The sequence below is a fragment of the Streptomyces gobitricini genome (genome assembly GCF_039532985.1).
In the GTDB taxonomy this organism is placed as follows: Bacteria; Actinomycetota; Actinomycetes; order Streptomycetales; family Streptomycetaceae; genus Streptomyces; species Streptomyces gobitricini.
This window is the reverse complement of record NZ_BAAASR010000015.1, coordinates 24,090-49,670: the sequence shown is the minus strand read 5'-3', so window position 1 is coordinate 49,670 and position 25,581 is coordinate 24,090. Positions and strand designations below refer to the sequence as shown.

At 73.1% G+C, this 25,581-nt stretch carries 25 protein-coding genes; 6 read left to right on the top strand and 19 right to left on the bottom strand.

Annotated elements, in window-relative coordinates:
- Positions 1 to 302: 302 nt before the first annotated feature.
- Both ABD347_RS12735 and ABD347_RS12730 read right to left on the bottom strand, forming a co-directional pair.
- Positions 303 to 1,745 carry a PP2C family protein-serine/threonine phosphatase gene (locus ABD347_RS12735; RefSeq protein ID WP_344360295.1) on the bottom strand — a complete coding sequence of 481 codons (1,443 nt, stop codon included), beginning with the start codon at positions 1,743 to 1,745 and terminating at the stop codon, positions 303 to 305.
- A 210-nt stretch (positions 1,746 to 1,955) separates the two neighbouring features.
- Complete coding sequence (locus ABD347_RS12730; RefSeq protein WP_344360293.1) at positions 1,956 to 2,750, bottom strand: SDR family NAD(P)-dependent oxidoreductase; 795 nt, start codon at positions 2,748 to 2,750, stop codon at positions 1,956 to 1,958.
- Positions 2,751 to 2,934: 184 nt separating this feature from the next.
- Between ABD347_RS12730 and ABD347_RS12725 the strand changes: the two genes are divergently transcribed.
- Together ABD347_RS12725 and ABD347_RS12720 are read left to right on the top strand one after the other, a co-directional pair.
- Entirely contained in the window at positions 2,935 to 3,954 is a 1,020-nt protein-coding gene (locus ABD347_RS12725; RefSeq protein ID WP_425575638.1) for an NAD-dependent epimerase/dehydratase family protein, read from the top strand.
- Between the two features lie 123 nt (positions 3,955 to 4,077).
- Complete coding sequence (locus ABD347_RS12720) at positions 4,078 to 4,956, top strand: hypothetical protein (RefSeq protein WP_344360289.1); 879 nt, start codon at positions 4,078 to 4,080, stop codon at positions 4,954 to 4,956.
- 13 nt (positions 4,957 to 4,969) lie between these two features.
- On the opposite strand, the gene ABD347_RS12715 is transcribed toward ABD347_RS12720, so the two are convergent.
- The 4 genes from ABD347_RS12715 to ABD347_RS12700 all read right to left on the bottom strand — a co-directional run bounded on the left by ABD347_RS12715 (position 4,970) and on the right by ABD347_RS12700 (position 8,801).
- Positions 4,970 to 6,241, bottom strand: coding sequence for a cation:proton antiporter (locus ABD347_RS12715; protein ID WP_344360287.1), 1,272 nt, complete (start codon positions 6,239 to 6,241; stop codon positions 4,970 to 4,972).
- Positions 6,238 to 7,044 carry a VOC family protein gene (locus ABD347_RS12710; RefSeq protein WP_344360286.1) on the bottom strand — a complete coding sequence of 269 codons (807 nt, stop codon included), beginning with the start codon at positions 7,042 to 7,044 and terminating at the stop codon, positions 6,238 to 6,240. The genes ABD347_RS12715 and ABD347_RS12710 overlap by 4 nt, the downstream gene beginning before the upstream one ends.
- A gap of 128 nt (positions 7,045 to 7,172) precedes the next feature.
- Positions 7,173 to 8,054, bottom strand: a complete 882-nt coding sequence (locus ABD347_RS12705) for a ribonuclease BN (protein WP_425575637.1) — start codon at positions 8,052 to 8,054, stop codon at positions 7,173 to 7,175.
- A 96-nt stretch (positions 8,055 to 8,150) separates the two neighbouring features.
- Positions 8,151 to 8,801 (bottom strand): HAD family acid phosphatase, encoded by a 651-nt coding sequence (locus tag ABD347_RS12700; protein ID WP_344360284.1) that lies wholly within the window; start codon positions 8,799 to 8,801, stop codon positions 8,151 to 8,153.
- Positions 8,802 to 8,972: 171 nt separating this feature from the next.
- Here ABD347_RS12700 and ABD347_RS12695 point away from each other — a divergent pair, with 171 nt between their 5' ends.
- Together ABD347_RS12695 and ABD347_RS12690 are read left to right on the top strand one after the other, a co-directional pair.
- Positions 8,973 to 9,926 carry a GNAT family N-acetyltransferase gene (locus tag ABD347_RS12695; protein ID WP_344360282.1) on the top strand — a complete coding sequence of 318 codons (954 nt, stop codon included), beginning with the start codon at positions 8,973 to 8,975 and terminating at the stop codon, positions 9,924 to 9,926.
- Positions 9,927 to 10,447: 521 nt separating this feature from the next.
- On the top strand, positions 10,448 to 10,636 hold the full coding sequence (locus ABD347_RS12690; RefSeq protein WP_344360280.1) for a hypothetical protein: 189 nt from the start codon (positions 10,448 to 10,450) through the stop codon (positions 10,634 to 10,636).
- Between the two features lie 72 nt (positions 10,637 to 10,708).
- On the opposite strand, the gene ABD347_RS12685 is transcribed toward ABD347_RS12690, so the two are convergent.
- From ABD347_RS12685 to ABD347_RS12670, 4 genes are all read right to left on the bottom strand, one after another.
- Positions 10,709 to 11,059 (bottom strand): hypothetical protein, encoded by a 351-nt coding sequence (locus tag ABD347_RS12685; protein WP_344360278.1) that lies wholly within the window; start codon positions 11,057 to 11,059, stop codon positions 10,709 to 10,711.
- A gap of 57 nt (positions 11,060 to 11,116) precedes the next feature.
- On the bottom strand, positions 11,117 to 12,865 hold the full coding sequence (locus ABD347_RS12680) for a ThuA domain-containing protein (RefSeq protein ID WP_344360276.1): 1,749 nt from the start codon (positions 12,863 to 12,865) through the stop codon (positions 11,117 to 11,119).
- A 22-nt stretch (positions 12,866 to 12,887) separates the two neighbouring features.
- Complete coding sequence (locus tag ABD347_RS12675; protein ID WP_425575636.1) at positions 12,888 to 15,734, bottom strand: PQQ-dependent sugar dehydrogenase; 2,847 nt, start codon at positions 15,732 to 15,734, stop codon at positions 12,888 to 12,890.
- A gap of 269 nt (positions 15,735 to 16,003) precedes the next feature.
- Positions 16,004 to 16,921, bottom strand: a complete 918-nt coding sequence (locus ABD347_RS12670) for a S1 family peptidase (protein WP_344360274.1) — start codon at positions 16,919 to 16,921, stop codon at positions 16,004 to 16,006.
- Between the two features lie 1,108 nt (positions 16,922 to 18,029).
- On the opposite strand from ABD347_RS12670, the gene ABD347_RS12665 reads away from it, so the two are divergent.
- Positions 18,030 to 18,224 (top strand): hypothetical protein, encoded by a 195-nt coding sequence (locus ABD347_RS12665; RefSeq protein ID WP_344360272.1) that lies wholly within the window; start codon positions 18,030 to 18,032, stop codon positions 18,222 to 18,224.
- A gap of 99 nt (positions 18,225 to 18,323) precedes the next feature.
- Here the strand turns inward: ABD347_RS12665 and ABD347_RS12660 are convergent, their stop codons facing one another.
- Positions 18,324 to 18,482, bottom strand: a complete 159-nt coding sequence (locus ABD347_RS12660) for a hypothetical protein (protein WP_344360270.1) — start codon at positions 18,480 to 18,482, stop codon at positions 18,324 to 18,326.
- 440 nt (positions 18,483 to 18,922) lie between these two features.
- Here ABD347_RS12660 and ABD347_RS12655 point away from each other — a divergent pair, with 440 nt between their 5' ends.
- Positions 18,923 to 19,477, top strand: a complete 555-nt coding sequence (locus ABD347_RS12655; RefSeq protein WP_344360268.1) for a hypothetical protein — start codon at positions 18,923 to 18,925, stop codon at positions 19,475 to 19,477.
- On the opposite strand, the gene ABD347_RS12650 is transcribed toward ABD347_RS12655, so the two are convergent.
- The 8 genes from ABD347_RS12650 to ABD347_RS12615 form a co-directional block, all read right to left on the bottom strand.
- Complete coding sequence (locus ABD347_RS12650) at positions 19,474 to 19,854, bottom strand: hypothetical protein (protein ID WP_344360266.1); 381 nt, start codon at positions 19,852 to 19,854, stop codon at positions 19,474 to 19,476. The two genes, ABD347_RS12655 and ABD347_RS12650, sit on opposite strands and share 4 nt — an antisense overlap.
- A 53-nt stretch (positions 19,855 to 19,907) precedes the next feature.
- Positions 19,908 to 20,282, bottom strand: coding sequence for a fluoride efflux transporter CrcB (crcB, locus tag ABD347_RS12645; protein ID WP_344360264.1), 375 nt, complete (start codon positions 20,280 to 20,282; stop codon positions 19,908 to 19,910).
- On the bottom strand, positions 20,279 to 20,632 hold the full coding sequence (locus tag ABD347_RS12640) for a DUF190 domain-containing protein (RefSeq protein WP_344360262.1): 354 nt from the start codon (positions 20,630 to 20,632) through the stop codon (positions 20,279 to 20,281). Before ABD347_RS12640 ends, crcB (ABD347_RS12645) begins: the two co-directional genes overlap by 4 nt.
- The gene (crcB, locus tag ABD347_RS12635) at positions 20,629 to 21,039 is read right to left on the bottom strand and encodes a fluoride efflux transporter CrcB (RefSeq protein WP_344360260.1); all 411 of its coding nucleotides are present in this window, start codon (positions 21,037 to 21,039) and stop codon (positions 20,629 to 20,631) included. The genes ABD347_RS12640 and crcB (ABD347_RS12635) overlap by 4 nt, the downstream gene beginning before the upstream one ends.
- Before the next feature lie 63 nt (positions 21,040 to 21,102).
- Complete coding sequence (locus tag ABD347_RS12630; RefSeq protein WP_344360258.1) at positions 21,103 to 21,318, bottom strand: hypothetical protein; 216 nt, start codon at positions 21,316 to 21,318, stop codon at positions 21,103 to 21,105.
- Positions 21,319 to 21,429: 111 nt separating this feature from the next.
- Positions 21,430 to 22,725 carry a vanadium-dependent haloperoxidase gene (locus ABD347_RS12625; RefSeq protein WP_344360256.1) on the bottom strand — a complete coding sequence of 432 codons (1,296 nt, stop codon included), beginning with the start codon at positions 22,723 to 22,725 and terminating at the stop codon, positions 21,430 to 21,432.
- 122 nt (positions 22,726 to 22,847) lie between these two features.
- Positions 22,848 to 24,164: a phytase gene (locus tag ABD347_RS12620; RefSeq protein WP_344360255.1), complete on the bottom strand. Its 1,317-nt coding sequence runs from the start codon at positions 24,162 to 24,164 to the stop codon at positions 22,848 to 22,850.
- Positions 24,165 to 24,360: 196 nt separating this feature from the next.
- Complete coding sequence (locus tag ABD347_RS12615) at positions 24,361 to 25,233, bottom strand: MBL fold metallo-hydrolase (protein ID WP_344360253.1); 873 nt, start codon at positions 25,231 to 25,233, stop codon at positions 24,361 to 24,363.
- Positions 25,234 to 25,581 lie beyond the last annotated feature (348 nt).

Sequence of the window (25,581 nt, the reverse complement as noted above, 5' to 3'; positions counted from 1 at the left end):
ACCCGGGCCGTGCCCGATCGGCCGCCACCGAACGACGCGCCCCCAGGACGACACCTCAGGACGACACGGCGGAACGGCCGGCGCCCGGACGCCCGGTCACAGCAGCAAGCCCGTCGAACAGCATGACCCGAACGGCACGACCGTCGAACCGGCGGCCGTCGAGCGCCGTGCCTGTCACCGACGACGACCGTGCACGGGCTCCATGGCACCCTCCATGGCACCGGCTACAGCTCCGCCCAGCCGCCATGACCACGTCCGCGCATCGTGCCGACTCGGTGACGACATGACGCACGGGCCACCACTCACGACCGGACGCCGCCGACCTTGGCGACCATCACACAGGCGTCGGTCTCACGGGCCGCGCCGCCGAACTCCTCCACCACCAACCGCACACACTCCCGCGCGTCGCGCGCTTGGGCGAACCGCGGCGCCAGCTCCAGCAGCTTTTCCCTGCCGGGGCCGCGCGTCAGCCCGTCCGTGTGCAGCACCAGCAGGTCCCCGGGCAGCAGCCCGATCTCGGCCTGCTCGTACGTCGCCCCGGACGTCGCCCCCAGCAGGGCGCCCTCCGGGCGCGTCAGCGCGTGCCCCGCCCCGCCGCGGAACAGCAGCGGGGCGGGGTGGCCCGCCTGCGCCCAGCTGAGCGTCCGGGACCGCGGGTCGTAGCGGCAGCACACCGCGCTGCCCAGAGCGGGCTGCGACGAGCTGTCCAGCACCTGGTTGAGGTGGCCCATCAGGGCACCCGGCCTGATCCCGGCGACCGCCATGCCCCGCAGGGCGCCCAGCAGCATGGCCATCGTGGACGTCGCGGAGACGCCGTGCCCGGTCAGGTCACCCACCGTCAGCAGGGCTTCCCCGTCGGGAAGTTGGAGGGCGTCGTACCAGTCGCCGCCGATCGTCGCGCTGGCCGCCGACGGCAGGTACTGCCCCGCCAGGTCCAGCCCGGCCGGCCCGCTGTGCGGAAGTCCCGAGGAGCCGCGCCACGGCGGCAGGACCGCCTCCTGGAGCTCGACCGCCATCCGGTGCTCGGCCTGCTCGATGTGGTGGCGGCGCTGCAAGGAGTCGCGCGACTCGCGTACCGCCCGCTCGCTGCGGCGAAGTTCGCTGACGTCCCGCAGGACCGCCCACATGGACGCGGTGCATCCGTCGACGTCGAGGACGGGCTCGCCCATCATGTGCAGGGTGCGCACCCGGCCGTCGGCGCGGACGATCCTGAACTCGCCGTCGATGGGTTTGCCGTCGATCAGGCAGCCCGTCACCATCGCCGTCAGCAGCGCCTGGTCCTCGGCGAACACCATGGAAGGCAGCTCGTCCAGCGTCAACGGGCCGGCTTCGGGGGAGCGGCCGAAGATGACGTACAGCTCGTCGGACCAGCTCACCTCGTCGGTGAGGAGGTTCCACTCCGCGCTGCCGACCCGGCTGAGCAGCGAACCGGTGGGCGGCGGGTCCGCGGGGGCCGTGTCGTCGCCGGTCAGGTCCCCCTGGGGCTCCGCGGCCTCGTCCGGAGCGTCGGGTACGCCCTCCCTGAGCTGGCCCAGCTGGGCGCCGAGGTCGTCGAGCTGGTGGACGGCCAGGTCGCACAGGGCGCGCTGCCAGCGGCCCTGGGGGTCGTCCTCGTCCGCCACGGCGTCCCGGCGTACGGCATCGACGTCTCCGCGCAGCCGACGGGTCTGCGAGATCAGGGCGTCCAGCGTGCCGCGCTCGGGCGGCTGTGGGGCGGGACGGTCCGCGAACAGATGGGACGGCATGTCGTACTCCGATACGGGCGCGGCGCGGCCAGGGTCATGAATGGAGGACCGGTTACGACTGTTGCACAGGCGGAGACCGCCTGTAAGGGGTTTGGCAACACTCGATCCGGTGGTGCTTCCGGCATATGTCAAAGGCCCGGTGGGGGCCGGTGGTCCGGGCGGGGGCACGGTCGGCGTCCCAGGGCCGGCGCGGGCACGGTGACCGGTGGGTCACGGCAGGATGGAGTCCACGTAACCGCCGTCGACCCGCACCGCTCCACCGGTCGTCGCCGACGCCTGGGGCGAGCTGAGGTAGACCACCATATGCGCGATCTCCTCCGGTTCGATCAGCCGCTGCAACAGGGACTGCGGCCGGTGCTCCCGCATGAACACGCGCTGCGCCTCGTCCCATGCCAGGTCCCGGTCGACCAGCTCGTACACGAAGTCCTCGACACCACCCGTACGGGTGGGTCCCGCGATGACGGCGTTGACGGTGACGCCCGTCCCGGCGGCCTCCTTGGCGAAACCGCGGCTCACCGCCAGCAGCGCGGTCTTCGACACACCGTAGTGGATCATCTCGGCCGGGATCACGACGGCCGAGTCGCTGGCGATGTACTGCACCCGCCCCCAGCCCCGGTCCGTCATCCCCGGCAGGTAGGCGCGGGTGAGCCGCACCGCCGTGAGCACGTTCACCTCGAAGTACCGCCGCCATTCCTCGTCCGTGATCTCCAGAGCCGGCCGGGGCCCGAAGACACCGAGGTTGTTGACGAGGATGTCCACCTCGGGCAGCAGCTGCACGGCCAGCCCGGCGCCTTCCTCGGTCGCGATGTCCGCGGCCACCGGGACGACCTCGGCGTCGGGCACCTCCGCCCGCAGCCGCTTCACGGCGGCCGTGACACCGTCCGCGGTCCGCCCGTTGACGGCCACCGTCGCGCCCGAGCGTGCCAGCTCGGTGGCGATCGCCGCACCGATGCCCCGCGTCGAGCCGGTGACCAGTGCCGTCCTGCCGGTGAGGTCCACACGCATCCGCCGTTTCCCTTTCTCACGTGCCGCCCCCCCCGCGTCCCATGGATGCCCTTCCGCCCGGGTCCTCATACCGGTGCCCGGCCGACGTGGACCGCCGTCCAGCGGGTACCCGGACCTCCCGGCGCGGGGTACCGGGCCGGGACGCGGACAGAGCCGTCGCCGTGGAAAGGCAGGAGCCGTGAACATGAACGCCGGCAAGCGGGTCGTCGTCACTGGAGCCACCGGAAATGTCGGCACCAGTGTGGTGGCGGCCCTCGCCGAGGACCCACAGATCTCGTCCGTACTGGGCCTCGCCCGGCGGCTGCCGGACTGGTCGCCGCCGAAGACCCACTGGGCCACGGTGGACCTGCGTGAGGAGACCGACCTGGTCAGGCACTTCGAGGGCGCCGACGCGGTGATCCACCTGGCCTGGGCCTTCCAGCCCACGCACGATCCGGTGGCCACCTGGCGCACCAATGTCCTCGGCAGCCTCCAGGTGTACCGGGACGTGTCCGCCGCCGGAGTGCCCGCGCTCGTCCACGCCTCGTCGGTCGGCGCCTACTCGCCCGGGCCGAAGGACCGGGCGGTCGACGAGTCGTGGCCCACGCACGGCTGGCCGGGGGCCGCGTACTGCCGTGAGAAGGCCTATCTGGAGCGGGTCCTGGACGGCTTCGAGGCCCGTAATCCCGGAGTGCGGGTCGTACGGATGAGGCCGGCCTTCCTGTTCAAGGAGGAGTCGGGGAGCGAGCAGCGGCGCATCTTCGCCGGCCGGTTCATGCCGGGGCAGCTCGCCGGGCCCCGGACGATCCCGGTCGTGCCGGACATCCCGGGGCTCCGCTTCCAGGCCCTGCACACCGACGACGCCGCCGAGGCCTACCGGCTCGCCGTCACGAAGGACGTGAGGGGCGCGTTCAACCTCGCCGCCGAGCCGGCCCTCGACGCCCGTCGGCTCGCCGAGCTCCTCGACGCCCGGGTCGTACGCCTGCCCCGGCCGGCCATCCGCGCCGCCCTGGCCGCCGGCTGGGGGCTGCGCCTGATCCCGGCCTCCCCGCAGCTCTTCGACGCCGTGCTGCGCGTACCGGTGCTGGACTGCGCGCGAGCCCACGACGAGCTCGGCTGGAGCCCCCGGCGCACCTCCCTGGAGGCCGTCGAGGAGATGCTCGAGGGCATGCGGCGGGGCGCCGGTATGGACACCGCCCCTCTCGCGGGCCGCAAGGCGAGCTGACCGGCGCGGCGGGTCCCGCCCGCAGGTGAATCCGGCGCTCCCAGTGGGCAGACCGACAGGGAGGGACAGGACGCCCCGACGTCCCGGCCCGATCCACCCGCTCGGCCGGTGAAGGGGGCAATGGTGCCGGACAGGCGTCCTCGTGGTTATCAGCCCGACTGGCAACCGCGCCCCGCGACGCAGGAGTTGCTCGCCGCGGTGGAGTTCATCCTCGGCAGGTACGCCGCGCAGTTGCCCCTGACCATCCGTCAGATCTGGTACGCGGCCGTTGCCGAGGGTGTCCTCGTCAGGCAGGAACGGACCTACAAGCGCCTGGTGGACCTCCTCGGCATGGCCCGCCGTTCCGGCCGTATCTCCTGGCTGGCCATCGGCGACGGCACGGACACGGCCGTGGAACCCGTCGCCTACGACGGCGCCGACGGCTTCCGCCGGGTGCAACGGGACGCGGCGCGCTGTTTCCGGCTGGACCGCCAGGCGGGCCAGGAGGCCCGGCTGGAGGTGTGGTGCGACACGGCCGGCCTGGTGCCGCAGCTGGCCACGGTCACCGACCCGTGGGGCGTGCCGGTGTACGCCTCCGCGACCGGGCTCTCCGGCAAGAGGGCCGCCGCCCAGCGGGCGGCCGTGGGCGGCCACACCTCCGTACGGATCCTGGTGATCGGCGACTGGGACCCCAGCGGGCTGCACCTGTTCACGGCGCTCGCCGAGGACGTCACCGCCTTCGCCGCGCTGGACGCGCCGGACGTACGCGTGCACTTCGACCGGCTGGCCGTCACCGAGCGGCAGATCGCCGAGTTGCGCCTGCCGACGGCCCCGGTGAAGGCCAGCGACCGGCGCTCCTTCCCCGGCACCTCCACCACCCAGGCCGAGTCCCTGCCACCGGACGTCCTGGCGGCCCTGGTGCGCGACGCGATAAGCGGCAGCCGCGACGCCGACGTCCTCGCCGAGGTCCTGGAACGCGAGGAAGCCCAGCGGCAGGCCCTGCTGGAACGTTTCGTGGTGTAGTAGCACGCGATGCTCAGGGCGGCGGATCGCCCGGAGCCGCGGTGCCGCGCAGCCGGTCGAGGCGGTTGATCACCGGCGTCGCGGACACCCCGTGCACGACGACGGAGGCGACGACCGTGAAGGCCACGGCGGCCCACAGCTGCCGCGCCAGCCCGCCGAAGTCGTCGTGCCCCAGGCCGTACGCGAGGTAGTACAGCGATCCGATGCCCCGCAGCCCGAACGCCGCCGTCACGAGCCGCTCGCGCGGGCCGGCGGCCGAGCCCGCCTGCGCCAGCCAGCCGGTCACCGGGCGGACGACCAGGAGCAGCAGCACCGAGACGGCCGCCGCCTGCCAGGTGAGGTCCGCGAACCCGTCGGCGGCGACGTACATGCCGAGCAGGAACAGCAGGAACGCGGTGAGCAGCCGCTCGACCTGCTCGGTGAAGTCGTGCAGCACCTTGTGGTACCCGTGGCTGCGCTCGGCGCCGCGCAGGGTGCAGGCCGCGACGAACACCGCCAGGAAGCCGTAGCCCTGCAGCAGCTCCGCCACCCCGTACGACAGGAGGGTGGCCCCCAGGGCCACGAAGCCCTCCATGTGCTCCGAGAGCCGCAGCGCCACCACCCTGGTGCGGAAGAACATCCATCCGAGCAGCCGGCCCACCGCCACCCCCGCGAGGGCTCCGATCGCCACTTTGCCCAGCAGGTCGGACAGGGCCCAGTCGCCGATCCACCCGGACGACCAGCCGGTCCCCGCCGCCGCGGCCAGGGCGACGGCCGCGTAGACGAAAGGGAAGGCGAGCCCGTCGTTGAGGCCCGCCTCACTGGTGAGCGTGAAGCGCACCTCGTCCTCGTCCTCCTCCTCGCCGGTCGGCTCCCCCACCCGCACCTCCGCCGCCAGCACCGGGTCGGTGGGTGCCAGTACGGCGCCCAGCAGCAGGGCGACGGCGGGCGGCCAGTCCAGCAGCGCCCACGCGAGTACGGCGACCGCCACGATCGTCAGCGGCATCGTGATGCCCAGCAGCCGCCAGGTGCTCGCCCACGCGCGGAGCCCGGGAGGCCGGTTGATGGCGAGCCCGGCGCCCATCAGCGAGACGATCACGCAGAGCTCGGTGATGTGCTCCACCCACAGCCGGTCCGCCACCGGGTCGACCACGGGGACCGGCAGCGGCAGCAGCTGGACGGCGACACCGGCGGCCAGGAACACCATCGGCATGGAGAAGGGGCGGCTGAAGACCAGTCGCGGCAGGACGGCGGCCGCCAGCGCGCCGACGCCCAGGCCCGCGTACACAAGATCGGAAAAGCTCATTCAGCAGTAATGCGCGTCGTCAGCGTGAACAAACCCCCGTCCGGGTCCCGCAAGGTGGCGTGGGCGCCCGGTTCGTGGTGGACCACGGTGCCGCCGTGCAGCCGCGCGGCCGACACCCGGGCGTCGACGTCGCGCACCGGGAAGTGGACCTCCCACCGGGGGCGGATGGTCGGGTCGGGCGCGGATTCGAGCGCACCGGAGCTGAGCCGGGCGACCACGTGGCCGCCGCTGCGCAGCACGACCTCGTCCGCGTCGTACTCGACGTCGCAGCACCCCGGCCGGCCGCAGGCCCAGTCGAAGACCTCCCCGTAGAAGATCGCGGCCTCGAAGGCGTCCCGGGTCTGCAGCCGCAACCAGGCGGGTGCGGCGGCGCGCCAGGTCTCCCACCCCGAGAGCAGCTGGCCCTCCCAGATGCCGAAGACGGCGCCGTCGCGGTCGGCCGCGAGGGCTCCCCGGCCGACGACGAACCCGACCGGCCCGACAGCGACCGTGCCGCTGCGCTCGCGGATGCGGGACGCGGTCTCGTCGGCGTCCTGCACGGCGAAGTACGGGGTCCAGGCGACGGCCACCTGGAGGGCGGAGGCCAGTGCTCCTATGCCGGCGACCGGGTTCCCGTCGTCGAGGGCGACGCTGAACTCCTCGCCGAGCCGTGCCGGGCGGAATTCCCAGCCCATGACCGTGCCGTAGAAGTCCTGGGCGGCCCGCAGGTCGCGGGTCATCAGGCTGACCCAGCAGGGGGCACCGAACACGGAGCTGCTGGATGTGACCCCTGACGCCGTGGTGGCTGTCGGCTTCCTGTTCATGTGCAAAACCGTCCCGGTGTCACCAGTAGTGCGGATGTGCCGCAGGTGTCCCTGCTGTCTCTTCTGCCTCTGCCCGGTGTCCATCCTCGCACTCTTCGCGGAGGATGGCCCTTTCCCGACGCCGCAGCTCAGCCGCGTCGCCGGGGTGGTCGCAGGCGGTCGCCCCAGCGTCGCAGGGCGCGGTCCAGGTGCCAGCGCTCCTCGTACAGCAGGCGGCCGACCAGCGCGCCGCCGAAGACGACGAAGCCGACGCCGACGAGCCAGGACTGGACGACCAGCATGGTGCCGACCGGTCCGTAGGCGACCGCGTTGGAGGCGATCAGCGGGGAGAAGACCAGGCGGGAGAAGACCCGCAGCCCGGCCAGGCCGATCACCGTGCACACGGCGCCCGGCAGCAGGGCGCGCCAGGGCAGCCGCCCGCCGAGCAGCAGCCGCTGCGACCACCAGAAGAACAGCACCGCGCTCGCGACGGCCAGCAGCACGCGCCAGACCAGGTCGGCGCCGGCCGAGGGACGGGAGGCGACGTCCGCCGACAGCAGGAGGTAGCCGATGAGCAGGGCGAGCCATACGGCGTGGCGCCACATGGTGTGCCAGCGGGCGGCGGGCAGCTCCCACACCTTCTCGTAACCCGTCTGCACCACGGCGCCGAACGTCAGGCCGAACACGACCAGTGCGGCGAGACCGAACCCGGTGATCGACTCCAGCGCCGCGCCCGGCGGCGCGAACAGCCGCTCGACCTCGTCCGTCGAGCCCTCCGCGACGCCGAGACCGTCGGAGAGCCACTGGGCGAACCCGGTGCCTCCGGCCGGGTCGGCCGCCGCGATCACGATCAGCAGCGGCACCAGGGTGAGCAGCCCGAGAGCGGCGAAACCCATCGAGCGGTGCATCAGCTCCAGGTCGGTGCCCGTCCGCCAGCCACGCCCGGCGGCGGAGCGGTGGAAGCCACCGTGCAACCGCCCGATCCACCATTCGCGGGCCCCGCCCTCGGCACCGGGAGACTTCTCGGACATGCTCCTCGCATACCCGGCGGCGGGGCGCGGGGCGCGGGCGGGCGCGGGGGAGGCCCCGAATGGACGCCTCCGCCCGCGTCCCCGCGTCCGCCGCCGTTAGGACAGCTTCCCGTCGTAGTCGGGCAGCTTGAACGTCCTCTCGGCGCGTCCGCCGACCAGGTCGGTGGGCCGGTTGCCGATGTTGGCGATGATCGTGTACCCCTTGGCCTCGATCTCGCCGCGCTTGTCCGTCTTGTACGCGCTGACCTCGTCGAACAGGTCCGGCAGGTCGCGTACGTACAGGCCGTCGACGGGGTAGCCGACCGCCTTGAGGTTGTACGCGGTGGGCGCGTGCAGGATGCCCGGCCGGGCGGTGACGAAGAAGACGTCCACACCGCGGGAGTCCGCGTAGCGGGCCAGGTCGAGGACCGGCCGGACGGCGGGCGTCGGGTACTCCCAGAAGTGGTGGAAGTCCGTCTCCAGCGAGGTGTTGTCGATGTCGAGGACCACGGCCAGCTTCCGGCCGGAGGGGGAGGCGGTGCGCTGCTCGATGTAGGGGCGGGCCTGGCTGAGGGCGGTGGCGACATCGCGCTGCCAGGTGGCGTAGTCGACGCCGGCGAGCTGGGCCCCGGTGGTGGCGGCGCGGGCCGAGGAAGCGGTCTGCGGGGCCGCGGTGGCCGTGGTGGTGGTCGCGGCGGTGGTGGCCGTGGTGACGGCGAGGGCGGCCGCGGTGAGCGCCACTCGTGTTCTCCATCGAACTGCGTGCATGGGTTCAACTCCTGTGGGGTGGGGAGCGGTTGACGCGTTGGCATGCTCGCGCTCAATGATGTACGGAATGCGACGTTCCATCTACTGGCCGGTAGCTATTTGGTTCGGTCCCGGCGGCGGGCCCGCGAAATCGGCTTGCGCGCCCGGCGGGCGGGCCCGGACAGTGGCCCGATGCATACGGGACCCACACTCACCGTCCGGGCTGCCCGGACCGACGACGTACCGCGGATAAGCGAGCTGCTCAACACCATCGACACGATCGAGATCGGTGCGCCCGAAACCGATCCGCACACCGTCGAGGCCGACCTGACCCACCCCGAGGTGGACCTCGCCCACGACTCGTGGCTGGCCTTCGACCAGGACCGGCTGGTCGCGTACGCCCTCGTGTGGAGCGACTCGGGCGGTGAGCGCGTCGACATGGACCACTACGTCCTGCCCGAGCACCAGGCCGCCGGCGAGCACCTGCTGGAACTGGGCGAGGAACGGTGCCGCCGGATGGCGCGGGGCAACGGCGCCACGCGGGCCGTGGTCCACCTCCACCTCAACCAGCGGCCGACCATCGACACGGCCCTCCTCGTCCGGCGCGGCTGGCACACCGTGCGGCGCTACCAGGTCATGGTCCGCGACCTGACGCCGCACCAGGAGCCGCTGCCCGAACCCCCGGCCGGGGTGACCGTGCGCGCCTGCACGGACGAAGCGGACCGGCGGCGCGCCCACGCCCTGGTCGAGGAGACCTTCGCGGAGCACTTCGACCATCAGGCGCGCACCTACGAGCAGTGGCTCGACGACATCGCCGCGGCCCATCTGGACTGGTCGCTCGTGTGGATCGCCTCCGTCCAGGGCATCGGCGACGCCGCCGTGCTCCTCTCCCGCAACGACCGCTCCGGCATGGGCTGGATCCACAACCTCGGCGTCACCCCGGCCGCGCGCGGCCGGGGCCTCGGCGGTCACCTGCTGCGCCACGCCTTCGGCGTCTACGCCGCCCTGGGCCGCGACAAGCTCGGGCTCGGTGTCGACACCCTGAACCAGAGCGGCGCCCTGCGGCTCTACGAGGCCCATGGCATGCGGCTGCACTACGCCGTCGACACCTGGGAGGTCACGCTCCCGGTGGCCGACGCCCTCTGAAACCCGGATGGGCGTCCGGGCGGCCCACCCGGGGGAATCGCCCCTGCGCCAGGACGCTCGCCGGCCGCCCCGGAGAGCGGCGAGCGGCGAGCGGAGGCCGGCGGCCTGACACGGCGGCACGGGCGGCGGGCGCGGGGCCCGGTGAGGGCGGGCACCGGCCGACAGGACCAGGACCGTCAGCGCGGCGAGCAGCCGCCGTGGCAGTGGGCCGGGCCTCCTGCGGGCGTACGGCGCGGGAACGGCGGAGGCATGGGCGGCTCCTGGAGGAGATGCCGGACGGGTCCCCGTACCCGTGCAGCCCCTCGGATACCGCTCGGTATGTCCATGCGCCCCGCACCCCGGGCGGCCCCGGGCGGCTGCCCGGGGATGGCGCCGGGCCCCGGCGCCTGCCGGAGGCGTCCCTCCGGCCGCCCGCGGGACGGGCTGCGCGCGCCCCGCCCGGTCACGCCCCGTACACTCGTCCACCGCTGCCCGCAGCGGCGGTGAGCGAGCAACAGACTTCTTCGGAAAGGTTTTTCGACATGGATTCCGCCGTGCGAGGCGACGCGCCGATCTACGACCGCCTCATCGAGGAGCGCGGCGACGTTCCCGCCGACGTGCGCCGTGTGGCCGAGGAGACGCTCAGGCAGCTGACGCGTGCGCTGGACTTCGGTGCCGTGGGCCGTCCGTCGGGGTATCCGGGCATGGGTTTCCCGCCCGCCTCGATATGACCGGGGCGGGAGGCGCGGCCTTCACGGCCGCACACCACTCACCGGCGCCCGTGCCTCACGGCCGCCCGCGCGTCACGGCTGATCGTCGATGAGCCCGCAGACCCAGGCCAGCGCGTCGTGGACGCCGCGGACCTGGGCCGCGCCCTCAGGGGGCTGGGTGGGGTCCCCCAGCTGCACCACGGCCGCGTCCAGCTCGGCCGTGAGCAGATGGCTGGACGGTACGCGGCCGGTGCAGGCCGCCCCCGTCACCGGGGCTTCGACGGCCCGCCCCAGCGCCCACTCGTAGGCCGCCACGGCGCCCAGCGAGAAGGGCGTCCGAAGACCGGGCGCGGCCGCCTTGTGCGCGAGCCGCTGGTATGCCGCCTCGACCAGCGCCCGGGGCTTGGTGCCGACGAGTACGTCCTGGTTGCGTTCGGAATCCACTGCCATACCGTACGTCTCACCGCAGCGGCCCGGGGGATGCCCCGCGACGCGAAATATTCAGGGCAGGGTCCATTTCTGGTTGGGGCCGGTGTGGCAGGTCCACAGGTGCAGGCGGGTGCCGTCGTTCCAGGTGGCGCCCTGGGCGTCGAGGCATTTGCCGGAGTGTGGGTTGCGCAGGGTGTTGTCGGGGTGGGGCTGCCATTGCTGGGCCGGGGTGTTGTTGCAGGTCCAGAGCTGGATCTTCGTGCCGTCGGTGGTGGCGCCGCCGCTGATGTCGAGGCATTTGCCCAGGGCGCGCAGGGTGCCGTCGCCGGGGACCGTCCAGTGCTGGGCGGCGCTGGTGTTGCAGGTCCACAGCTGGATCTGGGTGCCGTCGGCGTTCGCGCCGCCCGCCACGTCGGCGCACTTGCCGTTCACGCCCTTCACCGCCCCCGACCGCGGGCCCGGCGGAGGGGTGGTGCCGGAGGTCTTGACGCGTACGTTGCGGAAGGACACCCGATCACCGTCACCGTGGTTCTGCAGCCCGATGTGTCCCTGGGCGAGACCGCGCGCGGGATCGGTGTTGGTGAAGTCGTTGATCTCACGCCCGTTGAGGAAGACCTGCAGACGCTCGCCCGTGACCCGGATCTCGTACGTGTTCCACTCGCCGGGCGGGTTGAGCGCGGCGTCACGGGCGGTGACGTCCGCCGACTTGAACCCGTACACCGCGCCCGTGGTCCGGTCCGCGCTGTCGGTGGCGTCGATCTGGATCTCGTACCCGTTGTTCACCGCGGACCAGGGATCGTCGGAGGCCGGGAAACCGACGAAGATCCCCGAGTTGTCGTCGCCGTCCATCCGCCAGTCCAGCTTCAACGAGTAGTCACCGGTGAGCTCCTTGCCGGAGTACCACAGCAGCCCCAGGCCGCCCTGCGAGGTGAGCGTGCCGTCGCTCAGCGTGAACGATCCGGGCCCCGCCTGCTGCCAGCCGGTCGTGCCCGAGCCGTCGAACAGAGGCACGTATCCCGTCTCCGGGCGGCAGTCGGCCTCGGTCATCCCAGCCGCCCAGCGGATGCCGCCGAGCAGGTGCCGCCGGAACGGGGCCTCGGCGTACGACTCGTCCGTGTGGCCGCCACCCGTGTAGAAGGCACGGCCGCCCTGGTAGTCCTTGCACCAGGAGATCGGGTGGTCGCCGGACATGTTCCCGCCCGAGTAGCTGGACTCGTCGAGTGACGCGAGCACGCGCGCGGTGGCGCGGGGGTTGGAGCGGTAGTTGTACCACTCGTCGAACCGTTGCCAGGTGCGGCCGAGGTGCGCAGTGGCGTCATGGGCGCGGTCCTCCACCCTCACGGTCGCGGTCTGGTTGTGCGGGTGCGAGTGGAACAGGGCCCCGGCGAGACCGGCGTAGAAGGGCCAGTCGTACTCGGTGTCGGCGGCGGCGTGGACGCCGACGTAGCCACCACCGCCCCGGATGTACTGCTCGAAGGCGGTCTGCTGGGTGGTGTTCAGTACGTCTCCCGTGGTGGAGAGGAACACGACGGCTCCGTACTGCGCGAGGTTGCCGGCCGTGAAGGCCCGCGCGTCCTCCGTGGCGTCGACGGTGAAGTTGTGGACACCACCCAGCTCACGCAGTGCGGACAGGCCGTCGTCGATGGACGAGTGGCGGAAGCCCGCCGTCCTGGAGAAGGCGAGGATCTTGTACGCCGGGTCCGCGGCGGCCCGCGCCGAGGGAGCCGGTCCCTGCCCGGAGGGTGCCGCCGCCGGGGCGGCGGACACGCACAGCAGCGCGCCCGCGAGCCAGCAACCGGCCTTGACGAGAGTGGAACGCATAGCGGTTACGCCTCCTCTCCTGCTATGGCAGGGTCCATTTCTGGTTGGGGCCGGTGTGGCAGGTCCACAGGTGCAGGCGGGTGCCGTCGTTCCAGGTGGCGCCCTGGGCGTCGAGGCATTTGCCGGAGTGTGGGTTGCGCAGGGTGTTGTCGGGGTGGGGGTGCCATTGCTGGGCCGGGGTGTTGTTGCAGGTCCAGAGCTGGATCTTCGTGCCGTCGGTGGTGGCGCCGCCGCTGATGTCGAGGCATTTGCCCAGGGCGCGCAGGGTGCCGTCGCCGGGGACCGTCCAGTGTTGGGCGGCGCTGGTGTTGCAGGTCCACAGCTGGATCTGGGTGCCGTCGGCGTTCGCGCCGCCCGCCACGTCGGCGCACTTGCCGTTCACGCCCTTCACCGCCCCCGACCGCGGGCCGGCGCCGCCGGTGGTGATGCGGAAGTCGTCCACGTCGAACAGGGCGCCCGGGCCGCCCTTGAAAACGAGGTGGAGCGTCGTCGTACCGGCGGGCCGGTTCGTCAGTGCGGTGGAGACGTCCTGGAAGGTTTCCCAGCCGCCCGTCACCGGCACCGTCGCCGTACCCATCAGGGTTCCGGTGGGTGAGCCGGCCCGTACCTCCAGCGTGCCACCGTTGCCGCCGGAGGAGACCCGGGCGGTGAACCCGGTGGCGTCGTCGAGCGCGTACGGGGTGAAGGAGATCCAGTCGCCGTTGTCGATGTGCCCGACCGTCCTGCCGCCGTGGGCGGGTGCGTGGGTGACGACCTGGACACCCGACGAGCCGCCGAAGTGCTCGGCCTGCCGGTGGCTGGGCTGGCTGATGTGCTGGTCGTGGGTGGTCAGCGCGGGCTGGCCGTTCGCGCCCTTGTCGGTGTACTCCGCGTCCCAGACGCCGAAGATGTTGGCGTTGGGGTCGTGTTCGCCGTCCGCGATGGTCCGCACGGTGCCGGAGCAGCCGGTCGCGGAGGTCTGCGGGTGACCGTGGCTGTCGTGGCCGATGATGAAGGTGACCTTGACCCTGGAGCAGTCGATGGCCCCGTCCTCGGGGTCGGTGACGGTGACCCTGAACGGGACGGCCGAGCCCGGGTCGATGATCCTGCCGTCGACCGGCAGCTCCAGTCTCACGGTGGGCGCGGTGTTGCCCACGGTGACCTGGACGGAGGCGGTGGCGCTGTGTCCGGTGCCGTCCGAGACGGTGAGGGTCGCCGTGTACTGGCCGTTGGCCGTGTAGGTGTGGGACGGGTTCGCGGCCGTGGATGTGGCGCCGTCGCCGAACGTCCAGGCGTGGGTCAGCGTGTCGCCGTCCGGGTCGGAGCTGCCCGCCGAGGAGAACGCCACGGTCAGCGGAGCCTGCCCCGAGGTGCGGTCCGCCGTGGCCTGGGCGACCGGGGAGCGGCCGGAGGTGACGTGTTCGATGCGGTAGAGCGCCGAGTTGGCGTCGCCGTTGAAGTAGCCGGTGCCGTAGTCCAGTACGTACAGGGCCCCGTCCGGCCCGAAGGCCATGTCCATCACCTGGGTGCCGTTCCAGGGGAAGGCGTTGATGGACTGGACGGTGCCGTCGGATCCCTGCGCGATGCGCTTGATCCACTTGCGGCCGAACTCGCCGGCGAAGAAGTGACCGTCGTAGCTCTGTGGAAATCTGACGGAGGATGTCGACGTCGCGTCGTAACGGTAGACCGGTCCGCCCATGGGAGACTCCGAGCCGCTGCCGAACTCCGGGACGGAGCCGCCGTCGTACGGTATCCAGGCGGGCTGGGCCGGCGGCAGGTCGGTCAGGCCGGTGTTGCGCGGCGAGGTGTTCCTCGGGGCCGCGCAGTCGAACTTCGCGCCGGTCGCGCCGGTGGCGAAGTCGTGGTCGACGTACGCGTCGTTCCTGCCCGTGCAGTAGGGCCAGCCGAAGTTCCCCGCCTTGGTGACGCGGTTGAACTCGACCTGGCCGGCCGGGCCCCGGGCCGGGCTCGCGGTGCCGGCGTCGGGACCGTAGTCGCCGACGTAGACGATGCCCGTGGGTTTGTCGACGCTCATCCGGAACGGGTTGCGGAAGCCCATGGCGTAGATCTCGGGGCGGGTCCTCGCGGTGCCGGGGGCGAAGAGGTTGCCGGCGGGGACGGAGTACGAGCCGTCCGCGTTGACCTTGATCCGCAAAACCTTGCCGCGCAGGTCGTTGGTGTTGCCCGACGAACGCTGGGCGTCGTAGGAGGGGTTGCGGGAGGGGCGTTCGTCGATCGGCGTGTAGCCGTCGGAGGCGAAGGGGTTGGAGTCGTCGCCGGTCGACAGGTACAGATTGCCCTGCGCGTCGAAGTCGATGTCGCCGCCCACATGGCAGCAGATCCCGCGCGAAGCCGGTACGTCGAGGATCTTCTTCTCGCTCGCCGGGTCGAGGGTGCCGTCCGTGCGGAGGACGAACCGCGACAGGCGGTTCACCCCGTCGAACGGGGCGAAGTCGGCGGCCGTGCCGTCGCCGGGCGCGTCGCCGGCCGGGGTGGAGAGCTTGGGCGCGTAGTACAGATAGACGTGGCGGTTGGTGGTGAAGCCGGGGTCCACGCCGACGCCCTGCAGGCCCTCCTCGTCGTGGGAGTAGACGTCGAGCCTGCCCGACACCTTGGTCGCGCCCGCGGCGTCGGTCAGCCGCAGGGTGCCGTCGCGCGAGGTGTGCAGGACGGAGCGGTCGGGGAGGACCGCCATGGTCATCGGCTCACCGGTCTCGGCCACGCCCTTGGCCAGAGTGACCTGTTGGAACTCCTCCGCCGCGGCGGAGACGGGGCCGGGGGCCGCAGCGGCGGTCGCGGCGGTGGTGGCCGGGGCCAGGAAGCCGGTCGCGAGCACCGCGGTGAGGAGGAGGGCGGGGCCCCGACAGGGCCGTTTCGGTCTTGTGCGCACAGGAGTCTCCCGGGACGGTGGGGGAAGCCCGGCGGTCCGGGGTGTGTGACCGCAGGGGGGACACAAGGGGGAGCACAGGCGCGCGCCGTCGCGCCGAAAGGTCACCGGTCACGGCTCATGACCGGTTCGTTCGAAGGAAGTTAGCGGGCTTGGTCCGGTCGCGTAACCCCTTTCGCGGGGTCTTTCGCAACTTCTTCCTCGACCAGGACAAAGAAGCGGCGGCCCGCCGGGAGGCGGACCGCCGATGTGGGAGAGCTGTGCGGGGCTGTCTAGAAGACGCTCACGCCGTAGGCGTTCAGCGCCTCGGTGACCGGCTGGAAGAACGTGGTGCCCCCGCTGGAGCAGTTGCCGCTGCCGCCCGAGGTCAGACCGAGCGCGGTGCTCCCCGAGAACAGCGCGCCGCCGCTGTCGCCGGGCTCGGCGCAGACGTTGGTCTGGATCATGCCGTAGACGATGTCGCCGTTGCCGTAGTTCACGGTCGCGTTCAGGCCGGTGACGGTGCCGCCGCGCAGGCCGGTCGTGCTGCCGCTGCGCTGCACGGACTGGCCGACGTACGCGTTGCCCGCGGACGTGATGTCGCGGTAGCTGCCGTTGTACAGGGACACGCGGCCGTCCGCCGCCGAGGCGTTGGAGTGGCGGATGATGCCGTAGTCGTTGTTCGGGAAGCTCGATCCGGTACGCGTGCCGAGCACGGTCGTGTTGGACGAGTTGGTGTACCAGGTGCTGCCGATGTTGGTGCAGTGACCGGCCGTCAAGGCGTAGTAGGTGCTGCCGCTGCGGACGTTGAAGCCGAGCGAGCAGCGCCCGCCGCCCGCGTAGATGGCCTGACCGCCGGCGATGAGCTTGTTGAACGTGCCCGGGGTGCGCTTGATCTCCAGCGCGCCCGCGCGGCTTCCGGCGGCTTCCTTGATACGGGCCAGCTCGGCCGCGGACACGGTGGAGTCCGCCGTGACGACGAGCTTGCCGGTCTTCGTGTCCGTGTACCAGGCGGTGCCGGGCACGTCGGCGCCGAGGACGGCGTCGCTCGCCTGGGCCAGCTGTGCGGCGGTGGTCCGCGCGCCGTCGAGCGGCGTGGCGCCGGCGCTCGGGGTCGCAAGCGCGGAGGCGGCCAGGAGAGCGGCGGCGACGGTGGTCAGCCGTGCGCCTCTCGCGATGCCGCCGAGGGGGGTGAAGCGCTTGAAGTTCACTGCATCCTCCGGTGGGGGATCCGTGGCCCGCTGGGTGGGCGGGCTCGACAGGGCGCCGTATCGCCGGAACGCGACGGGTGGGTGACCGCCATGTGCCTGACAATCGGCGCGGTAGGAATCCTGGGCTCCGGTCGGGTGCGGGGGCAAGATCGCCTTTTGGCCGCGCTACGCGCGTCCCCCGCCCGCGCGCCCGGTCGCGGGCGGGCGGTGGGGGGAGGAGGGGGCGGCGGGGCGGCTTACCCGGCGGGCGGCCGGTGCGCCGGAGGGGTGCGGGGCGGAGTCGGGAGAACGTTTGCTCATTGTTCACCGGTTCGTTCGCGGGTCCGGGCGGTGTCCGGTCGGCCGATGGGGCAGTAAGTGGCCGCGGCCGGTCGTCGAATGCCCCGTTCGATGCTGTTCAGCGTTCAACCGAGGAGGGGGGCGGGGCGCTCGGGCCGGAGGGGAGGAATCCGTTTCGCCGGGTCCGGATGCGGTCCCACGACGGCGGACGTTGCAGTGGCTCCCGCAACTTCCCGCGATCAGTTTCCCGCGGCGCCGAACGAGGACCCCTCGGCGCGAGGCGGCCGAGCACAGCGCCGCCACCGAGGGACTGGAGCCGGACGTGGGGGGCGCCGGCGGCGCGCGGCCCCTCTCCTTATGCGCCGATCGCTCCCGTTCGCCCAGCGCGCCACTGTGTCCGAATACCGTCGCTCGGCCGCGTGCTGTTCGGCTGCTCGGCCACTGTTCCGTCGGTCGTCGGCTCTGTGGGCCTGTGGGCCCGTCGACCCGTTGGCTCGCCCGCCGGCGCCCGCGCGCCCGCCCGTCCCGTTACCGGCCCGTCGCACGGGCCCTCCCGTCAGGCCGCCGGGTCCTCGGGCTGCCGGGTCACCCCGCCGTGGTTTGCCCGCTCCGGGGCGCCGGGGCGCCGTGCCGCGGGGCGCGGCACGGGACCCCCTGGCGGCGTCCGGCCAGGGGCGGGGGCGGCGCGCGAGCCGCCCGCGTGGGTCAGTCGGCCCCGTCCTCGTCCCTGTCAGGCCACCCTCGCGAGCGGGAGGTGTGACCAGGGGTGTAAAGGGCGGGGCGGCGAGGAAGTCGGGAGGCACAGGCGAAGCGCTCGTGAAGGAGAGACATGAAGGACCGCGACAAGAAGCCCGAGACCGCCGCCGAAGAAGTGCTGGACGAGTTCGAGGAAGCCGAGCTGCGGCTCGACGACGGAGGCCCCGACGAGCACGACAAGGAAGCGGCGGACGCACTCACGCCCAGCATCACGGGACAGGAGTCGGTGCAGAAGGACAAGCACCGCCGGATCGGGCCCACCCCCTGAAGGCAATCCGGCCCTCATCCGGCGCACGCCCGCGCGCCCGGCCGGAGCGCACCGCCGGTTCCCGGCCCGGGCGGCCCGGCAGAGTGGACCGGACGGTGATCAAACCTGCCCCGCCGCCTTCGGCGCCGGCCGGCCGACGGGGAGGCAGCGCCCGCGGCTCACCAGGCTCACGAGCCGCCAGTGCGGGTTGTCGTCCATGCGCTCGCCGGCGACCACGACCGCCGGGGCGTCGGTCAGGTCTGCGGAGTGGACCCGCATCCGGCCCTCGGCACCACTGTGGTCGAGGTGCCGCCCGCCGGGCGGTACAGGACGGAGAGGCGGTGGGTGTCGGGACAGCGCGCGGGGCCCACAGCTCGTCGTGGCCGACCCGGATCAGGGTGAGGGTGTGGAGGGGCAGGTGCCGGGCGACCCGGCGGGCCGCGTGCTCGATCCGGTGCCGACGTCGCCGCCATGGGGCCGGACGCTCCTGGTGATAGCGCGAAGAACCGCTCCGGGTGACGCGGACGGATGCCGCGTGCACGGGGTGGGCCGGGACACGGCGTCGGGGCGCCGGTCACCCGGCCGACGCCCCCGCAACGTCGTGTTCCGTACCCGGCCGGACACCCAACGCGACGGAACCGCCCCCAATGAGCCACCGCACGTAACAGGTTCGGCCAGGACCGGTGCGCCGCCCCCGCCGGTGCCGATACGGTCCGCCCGTGGACGACTCCGAGTTGACCGAGGGCATCGACGTATGCGCGCCGCCCGACCGGTTCGTGCGACTCCGGCTCGCCGCCTACGACGCGGCTGCGGACGCGGGCATCTCCTGGGCCCTGAAGGCACAGCGGCCGCGTCGGGCCGAAGTACGGATCGCGCGGGAACTGCACCAGGACATCCAGGCGGCGCGGGCCGCCTGGAGCACCCCCGAAACCCCCGACGAACACTGGCCACAGCTTGTGCGAAGACTGCACAGCCTCCTCCACATAAGCCACCTCATACCCGCGCTGCTGGAGACCAGCGACACCCGGGACCTCGACCCGGACCTGGTCCAGGCCCTGAGGACGGCCGCCGTCATGTGCGGCGGGTTCGACCGGCCGCTGACCGACCTCGAGGACTCACTGCGTGACGCCCCCGGCGACGGAAGGAACCGGGACACCGGGCGCGCGGCCGACCCCGACCTCCTGGCGGTGGCGTCCCGGCACGCACTGACCGCGCTGCTCCTGCTGGACAAACAACTCCTGTCGAAGATCGCCGCCTGCGAGAGCACGACCTAGACCCGGCGCAGAAGGCGCCGCAGGGACCGCCGCAGGAACCGGCGCGACACCCGCACCACCCGGTGCGGCTCGTGGTGCGCCGGTTCCCCACCGGCACCGCCCAGCGGCACCCGCGGCATCAGGTACCGCATGCCGCCGATCTCCAGCTCGCAGAAGGGGACGCCGCCCGTCCGGCGGGGCCGGCCGACCGTGATGACGAACGGCCGCGGTGGGTCCCCGGGCAGCTCCGCCGACACCGTGTCCCCCTGGCGCCGGCCGGCCCCGTACGCGACGACCTTGCCGTCCACCAGGACCTCGAACGCACCCGTGCGGTCCAGGAACTGGACGGTGACGGAGTGCCCGTCCTGGTCGACGTGGAAACGGTGACCGAGGGCCATGACGCGCCTTTCTGGCCGGGAGGAGACACCGCACCACCAGGGTACGCACCCCGTCACCCCCAGAGCGCCTCCGCCGCCGTCGCACCGGCGAACACGGCGGCGAGTGCGGCACCCACGCTGCCGGCCACGTTCAGGGCCGCGTAGCGGGACGCACCGCCCTCCACCAGGCGCAGTGTCTCGTAGGAGAACGTCGAATACGTCGTCAGCGCCCCGCACAAACCCGTGCCCAGCAGCAGTTGGAGCCCCGACGGGGCGGCCCCCGCCGTGACCGCCCCCGTCACCACGCCCAGCACCAGGCAGCCCACCACGTTGACCGTGAACGTGCCCCACGGGAAGACCGAGTCGTGCCTCGCCTGTACGGCCCGGTCGGTCAGGTACCGCAACGGCGCCCCGACCGCCGCGCCGGCGACCACCCACAGCCAGTTCACCGCACCCGCTCCCCGCCGGTGTACCGCACGACCTCGCACGGGTCGAGCACCACCAGACCGTCCCCGAGGAGTCCGTCCAGCCGAGGCAGGAACGCCCGCACACGTTCCTCGGCGTCCACGACGACGACCGCGACGGGCAGGTCCTCGCTCAGCGAGAGCAGCCGTGCGGTGTGGACCACGGACGACGCGCCGAAGCCTTCGCACCCGCGGAAGACGGAGGCCCCGGCGAGCCCGGCCTCGTGAGCCCGGCGCACGATCTCGCTGTACACGGGCCGGTGGCGCCAGAGGTCGTGCTCACCGACGAAGATCGTCATACGCAGCGCCGGTGAGCCGCCCGCCGGTACGGTCATGCCGGCCTCCCCGCCAGTGCGCGGCGCGTCAGCCACGCCGCCGTCCCCACCGCCACCAGCGCCATTGACGGCGTGAGGACGAGATACGCCAGCCCGGCCGGGAGCCGGCCGACCTCCACGAGCTGCCGGACGTCCACCGCGTACGTCGAGAACGTGGTGAACCCGCCGAGCACCCCCGTGCCGAGGAACGGGCGGACCAGCCGGTGGGCCGCCCGGACCTCACCGACCACCACCATCAGCACACCGATCAGCGCGCAGCCGGCGGCGTTGACGCCCAGCGTGGTCCAGGGGAATCCGCCCGCGGGGGTCGGCCAGACCGACAACGCGGCGTAGCGCGCCGAGGCGCCCACGGCCCCGCCCAGCGCCACCACGGAGACCACCGGGGCCTGCGCCCGCCACGCTGTCATGAACGTCCGTCCCACCGGCCGGGGAAGCCCCGGGTCGACCACGGCCGTCAGCGTAACGCCTCCTTACCGCCCCAGGCCGTCCAGGGGCCTGAGGTCGGCGTCGGTCAGGGCACGCCCGGCGCTCTGCGGCTCCGGGCTGCCGGTGTTGCCGTACGACTGCGTCGAGAAGTTGCCGTTCTGGGTGTGCACCTCGCGGTCGCCCACCGCGGAGGCGACGGGGGAGGAGGCACCGAGAACGGCCGCGGCGACGCCGGCGGCGGCGAGAACCTGCTTGATCATGGGTTCGTTTCCTTATCGTCGTAGCGACCGGGAGTCCGGACTGCGTAACGGTCGCCCGACGACGGACGTTTGCCGCATTCACCCGTTTGCCGGGGCGTGCCGGGCCGGCGGTCAGGCGCGCACCGGCCGGAAGTACCGCTCCAGGGCCCACGCCGCCAGCCGCTGCCCGGTGGCGTTGCCGACGGTGTCGGCGGTCCGTGTGTGGATGCCTCCCCAGACCCGGGCGTTCACCACGTCCCTGTTGTACGCGTGCGCGTGGCGGTAGTGCCGGGTCGTCCCGGTGCCCCTGGACGGGAGGAAGAGGTCGATGCGGGAGGTGCCGAGGAGCCCGGTGAGGGTGCGCGTCAGCGCGCCGCCGGTCACCGCGTGTCCGCTCAGGTAGTCCGGGTGTGGGGGCGTGGTGAGCAGCGGCTCCCACCCCGGGTCGGCCCGGGTGGCGGGGTTGCCGTCCCGGTCGGCCTCCCGGATCGCGGTGACGGGGCGCCAGGTGCCGTAGTGCAGCTTGGCGTCCCAGGCGGTGACCACCGCGTCCAGTTGGGCGGTGTTGGCGGCCGCGTACAGCCGGGCCGTGTCGACGATGTCGAGCCGGTGCCGGTCCGCGTGGTCGCCCAGGGCCTTCTGGACGTCCACGTTGGTGAAGTACAGCGCGGTCTCCGTCTGCCAGGGCGTGCGGGCCGACCCCTTCTTGGCGCCGAACGTCCGCACTTCCGCCAGGTCCCTCGCGTACCGGGCGGAGGTGAGCCTCGGCGGGGCGGGGGGCCGGAAGCGGGCGGGGGAGTCGATCAGCATCGGGCGCAGCCGGCCGAGCCAGGCGCTGGCGAACGGCTGGTGGCCCGGTGGCGTGGGCCGCCAGACGCCGGGAGCGGGACGCGACGGGAACGGTACCGAAGCGCCGCGGCCGTCCCCGGCGCGCAGAGCCAGCACGTGGTCGGCGGCACGCTCGCCGAACGCGACACCCTCGTCCTCGGCCCGGCCGTCCGGTACCCGCGCCAGGCTCGCGGCGTAGACCTCCCGCAGCCGGTGGGCGGCGGCGGGGAAGGAGAGCCGCAGCAGCCGGTGCGCCGCGGCCGCGGCCGCGGCCTGCGACGACGCGGTACGGGGGCCGCGCACGCTCCAGCGGTAGGGCTCGTACCGCCCCTCGATGCCGACGACCGCGTTGTACACCGCCGTCGAGACCAGCGCGTGCCACACCGTCTCCTCCGGGATGGTCAGCCCGCCTTCCGGGTCGACCGTCCCGGTGACGGCGCCCAGCCACTCGGCGACCACCTCGCCCGAGACGGGGGCGCCTGGCCGGGCCGTCCCGGCGGTGGCGTGCGGCACCGCCGCCGCCAGGGCCGCCAGGCCGGTAGTGGCGGCGACCGCCACGGCCACGCGCGAGGCCGGCCGCCCCGCTCTCCTGCGTCGCACAGCAAGCTCCTCGCACCGGTTGACCGTCCCCACAGCTGTAGACCCCGGAGCGGGCGGCGAACCGCTCCACCTCCGGGGTCTGCGCTGTACGGGGCAGTCACGCCACCCGCACGGAGTCAGCCTCAGTCGTCGACGCGCTCCAGGAGCTCGCCGAGGTCGACGAACGCGAAGTTCGTGGCCTCACGGTCGCCGTCCACCGGCGTGTCGTGCCCGTCCTGCACGACGAGCAGACCGTTCGGGTACTTCGCACCGAGCGGGGCGTTGAGGACGGCGGCGCCGTCGCACTCCTCCGAGCCGTCGACCGAGCCGTCGGCCCTCGCGGTGACGCGGAACCCGCCCTCGTACTCGTTGGCGTCCTCCAGTTCACGGTCGTACAGCGCGAAGGTGCTGTCGCCCTGGCTGGAGGCGAGGAGGTAGCCGTCACCGTCCTCCTCGGTGAGCAGGGCCAGGCCCTCGACGTCGGCGGCGAGCCGGGTACCGCCGAAGCCCGGGTCGGCGCCGGCGGTGCACTCCTCGGTCTCCTCGTCGTACACGCCCGGCACACCGTACTCGCGGACGCGGTCGATGAGCTTCGGCGCGGCGCCCGTCAGGTCCGCGCGGACGCGCCAGACGCCGACGTCCTCCTGCCCGGCGTACAGCATGCCGTTGGCCGGGTCGACGACCATGCCCTCGACCTGCGGCAGCTCGTCCGGCTCGCCGCACGGCGTCCAGGAGGTGCCGTCGGGGAGCCGGAAGGAGGACGGCAGGTCCAGGCTGCGCACCTTCCGGTAGGTGACCGTGCCGGCGGCGGTGGGAGTGAGCTCCAGCAGGGCCACGGTGGTGCGGTTGCGGCGGCTGACCAGGGCGTAGGAGCGGCCGGACGCGGCGTCGGTCCAGGTGGCGAGCCCGTAGGCGGTCTGCTGCTCGTTGATCTCCTCCTGGTTCGCCGAGAACACCGGCGGCGCGGCGGGGTCGGTGATGTCGACGAGCGGTCCGCCGGCACGGCCCGGGGCGATGCGGTGGATACGGAGCCGGTCGTGTCCGCGATCGGTCGTCACGGTGACGTCCGCGCGGCCGGACGGCAGGCGCAGGCCGTGGACGAGGTCGACGTTGTTGAAGCGGCCCGGCGCGTCGTCCGGCCCGGCCGCCGGGGGAGCGGGGACCGACTGCACCTGGCGCGCGTCCAGGTCGTACACGCGCAGGCCGCCCTCCTTGGCGGTGGCGATGACGAGGCTGCGGTCCGGCCGGGCGGCGTTGCGCCAGATCGCCGGGTCGTCGGCGTCGGCGTTGCCGCCCGCCTCGTCGTCGTACAGGGTGGCGGTCTCGGCGCGGGGCGCCATGCCGGGCAGCGATGCGGCGGTGCCGGACGGGTGCGCCCCGGCGGGAACGGTCGCGGCGAGCGCCGCCAGAGCCGTACCCAGGACGAGAGCGGCCGACCGGACGGGACGGTGCCTGAACACGAGAGGAGACCCCTTGCTGTCGGGAGCATGGCAAACCGCTGCCGATCTTGGACCGGCTGGGTGACCGGCTCCCCTACGCCGGGTGTTCCTTCCGTGAATTCACCACTGAACCCTCCCCTGAACCCACCGCTGAAGCCACTACTGCACCCCCGGCTGAAGCACCGCTGTAGTCACCGCGTCGCGGCCGTCCCGCCGCTCAGGTGAGCGCGCCCGGCGCGGGCACCTCGGCGGGCGTCTCCTCCGGCGCCCGCACGGGCCCGGGAGCCCGCCCACCGGGCTCGAAGCCCGCCAGCATGCGCTCCAGCGCCCCCTGGTCCGGGCCGACGAAGGGGTCCGACCCGGGTGCGCCGCTGATCGTGTCGACCATCCGGGGCGCCAGGCCGGTGGCCGGTGGCAGATGCGTGCTCAGGACGCTGTCGGGGTCCATCTCCCGCAGGGGCAGTACCGTGGCGAGGTACTTGTCGACGTCCACGGCGTGCACCCACGGGCTGTCGACGGTGGCCCACAGCAGCTGCGCGGCCCTCAGCTGCTCGGGCACCAGCGCGCCCGCGTCGTCACCTTCCGCCAGGTCGGCGCTCGGCATGGGCGCCCCGAAGCAGTCGGAACTGAAGCAGGCGCGCGCCCTGTCGTCGTAGAAGCCCACCGTCGCCGGATTGTCGAAGAGCGGCGGCCGGAACGCGGTGAGCGTGCGGTCGCCGACGTCGAGGGACTGCCCCGGGTTGAGCAGGAACACCCGCTCCAGCGGCAGCGGCCGCTCGGTCGACAGGATCCCGGCGCCGATGTACGTCGTGACGACCCGCGCTCGGGGGGCCGCCTCCAGCAGGGCGAACAGGCCGCCCGTGTGGTCGCGGTCGGGGTGGGTCAGCCAGATCCACCGCACATCGGCGGGGTCGATCGCCGAGCCGACCGTCTCCAGGAAGTTCCGGTCCGGCAGGCCGAGGCCGGTGTCCACGACGACCGGTTCCTCGGCGTGCAGGACGAAGGCGTTGACGGGGAGGAAACCGATGCCGGGTACCTCGACGGAGTCCGCGAGGGCGGTGATGTCACGGCCGACTCTGTGCATAGTCATGGTGGAACTCCATGCCCCCCGGCAGGTGGAGAAGGCTCGCGGCGCGTGCGGGGAGCGGGGCCGGTCGTCCCGCCCCGGCTCCCACCCTCCATGGTGGTCCCGCCCGCACCGGCCCGCACTCCGGCGACGGCGATCCGCCCGCCGCTGCCCGGCGGGCCCGCGGCCACCGCGCCATCCTGCCCCCCGCTCCCGTCGGCCGCGCGGTCCACTCGGCCGTACCGCCCGCGCGGTCCGCATGATTCCGGCGTACCCGGTCATGCCCCGATGCCGGCCGCTGCCCGGGTCAGGCCCGGGCTCCGTGCCTCCGCCCTCCGGCCCTCCCTTCCGCAGCGGCCGCGTGTAGCCGCG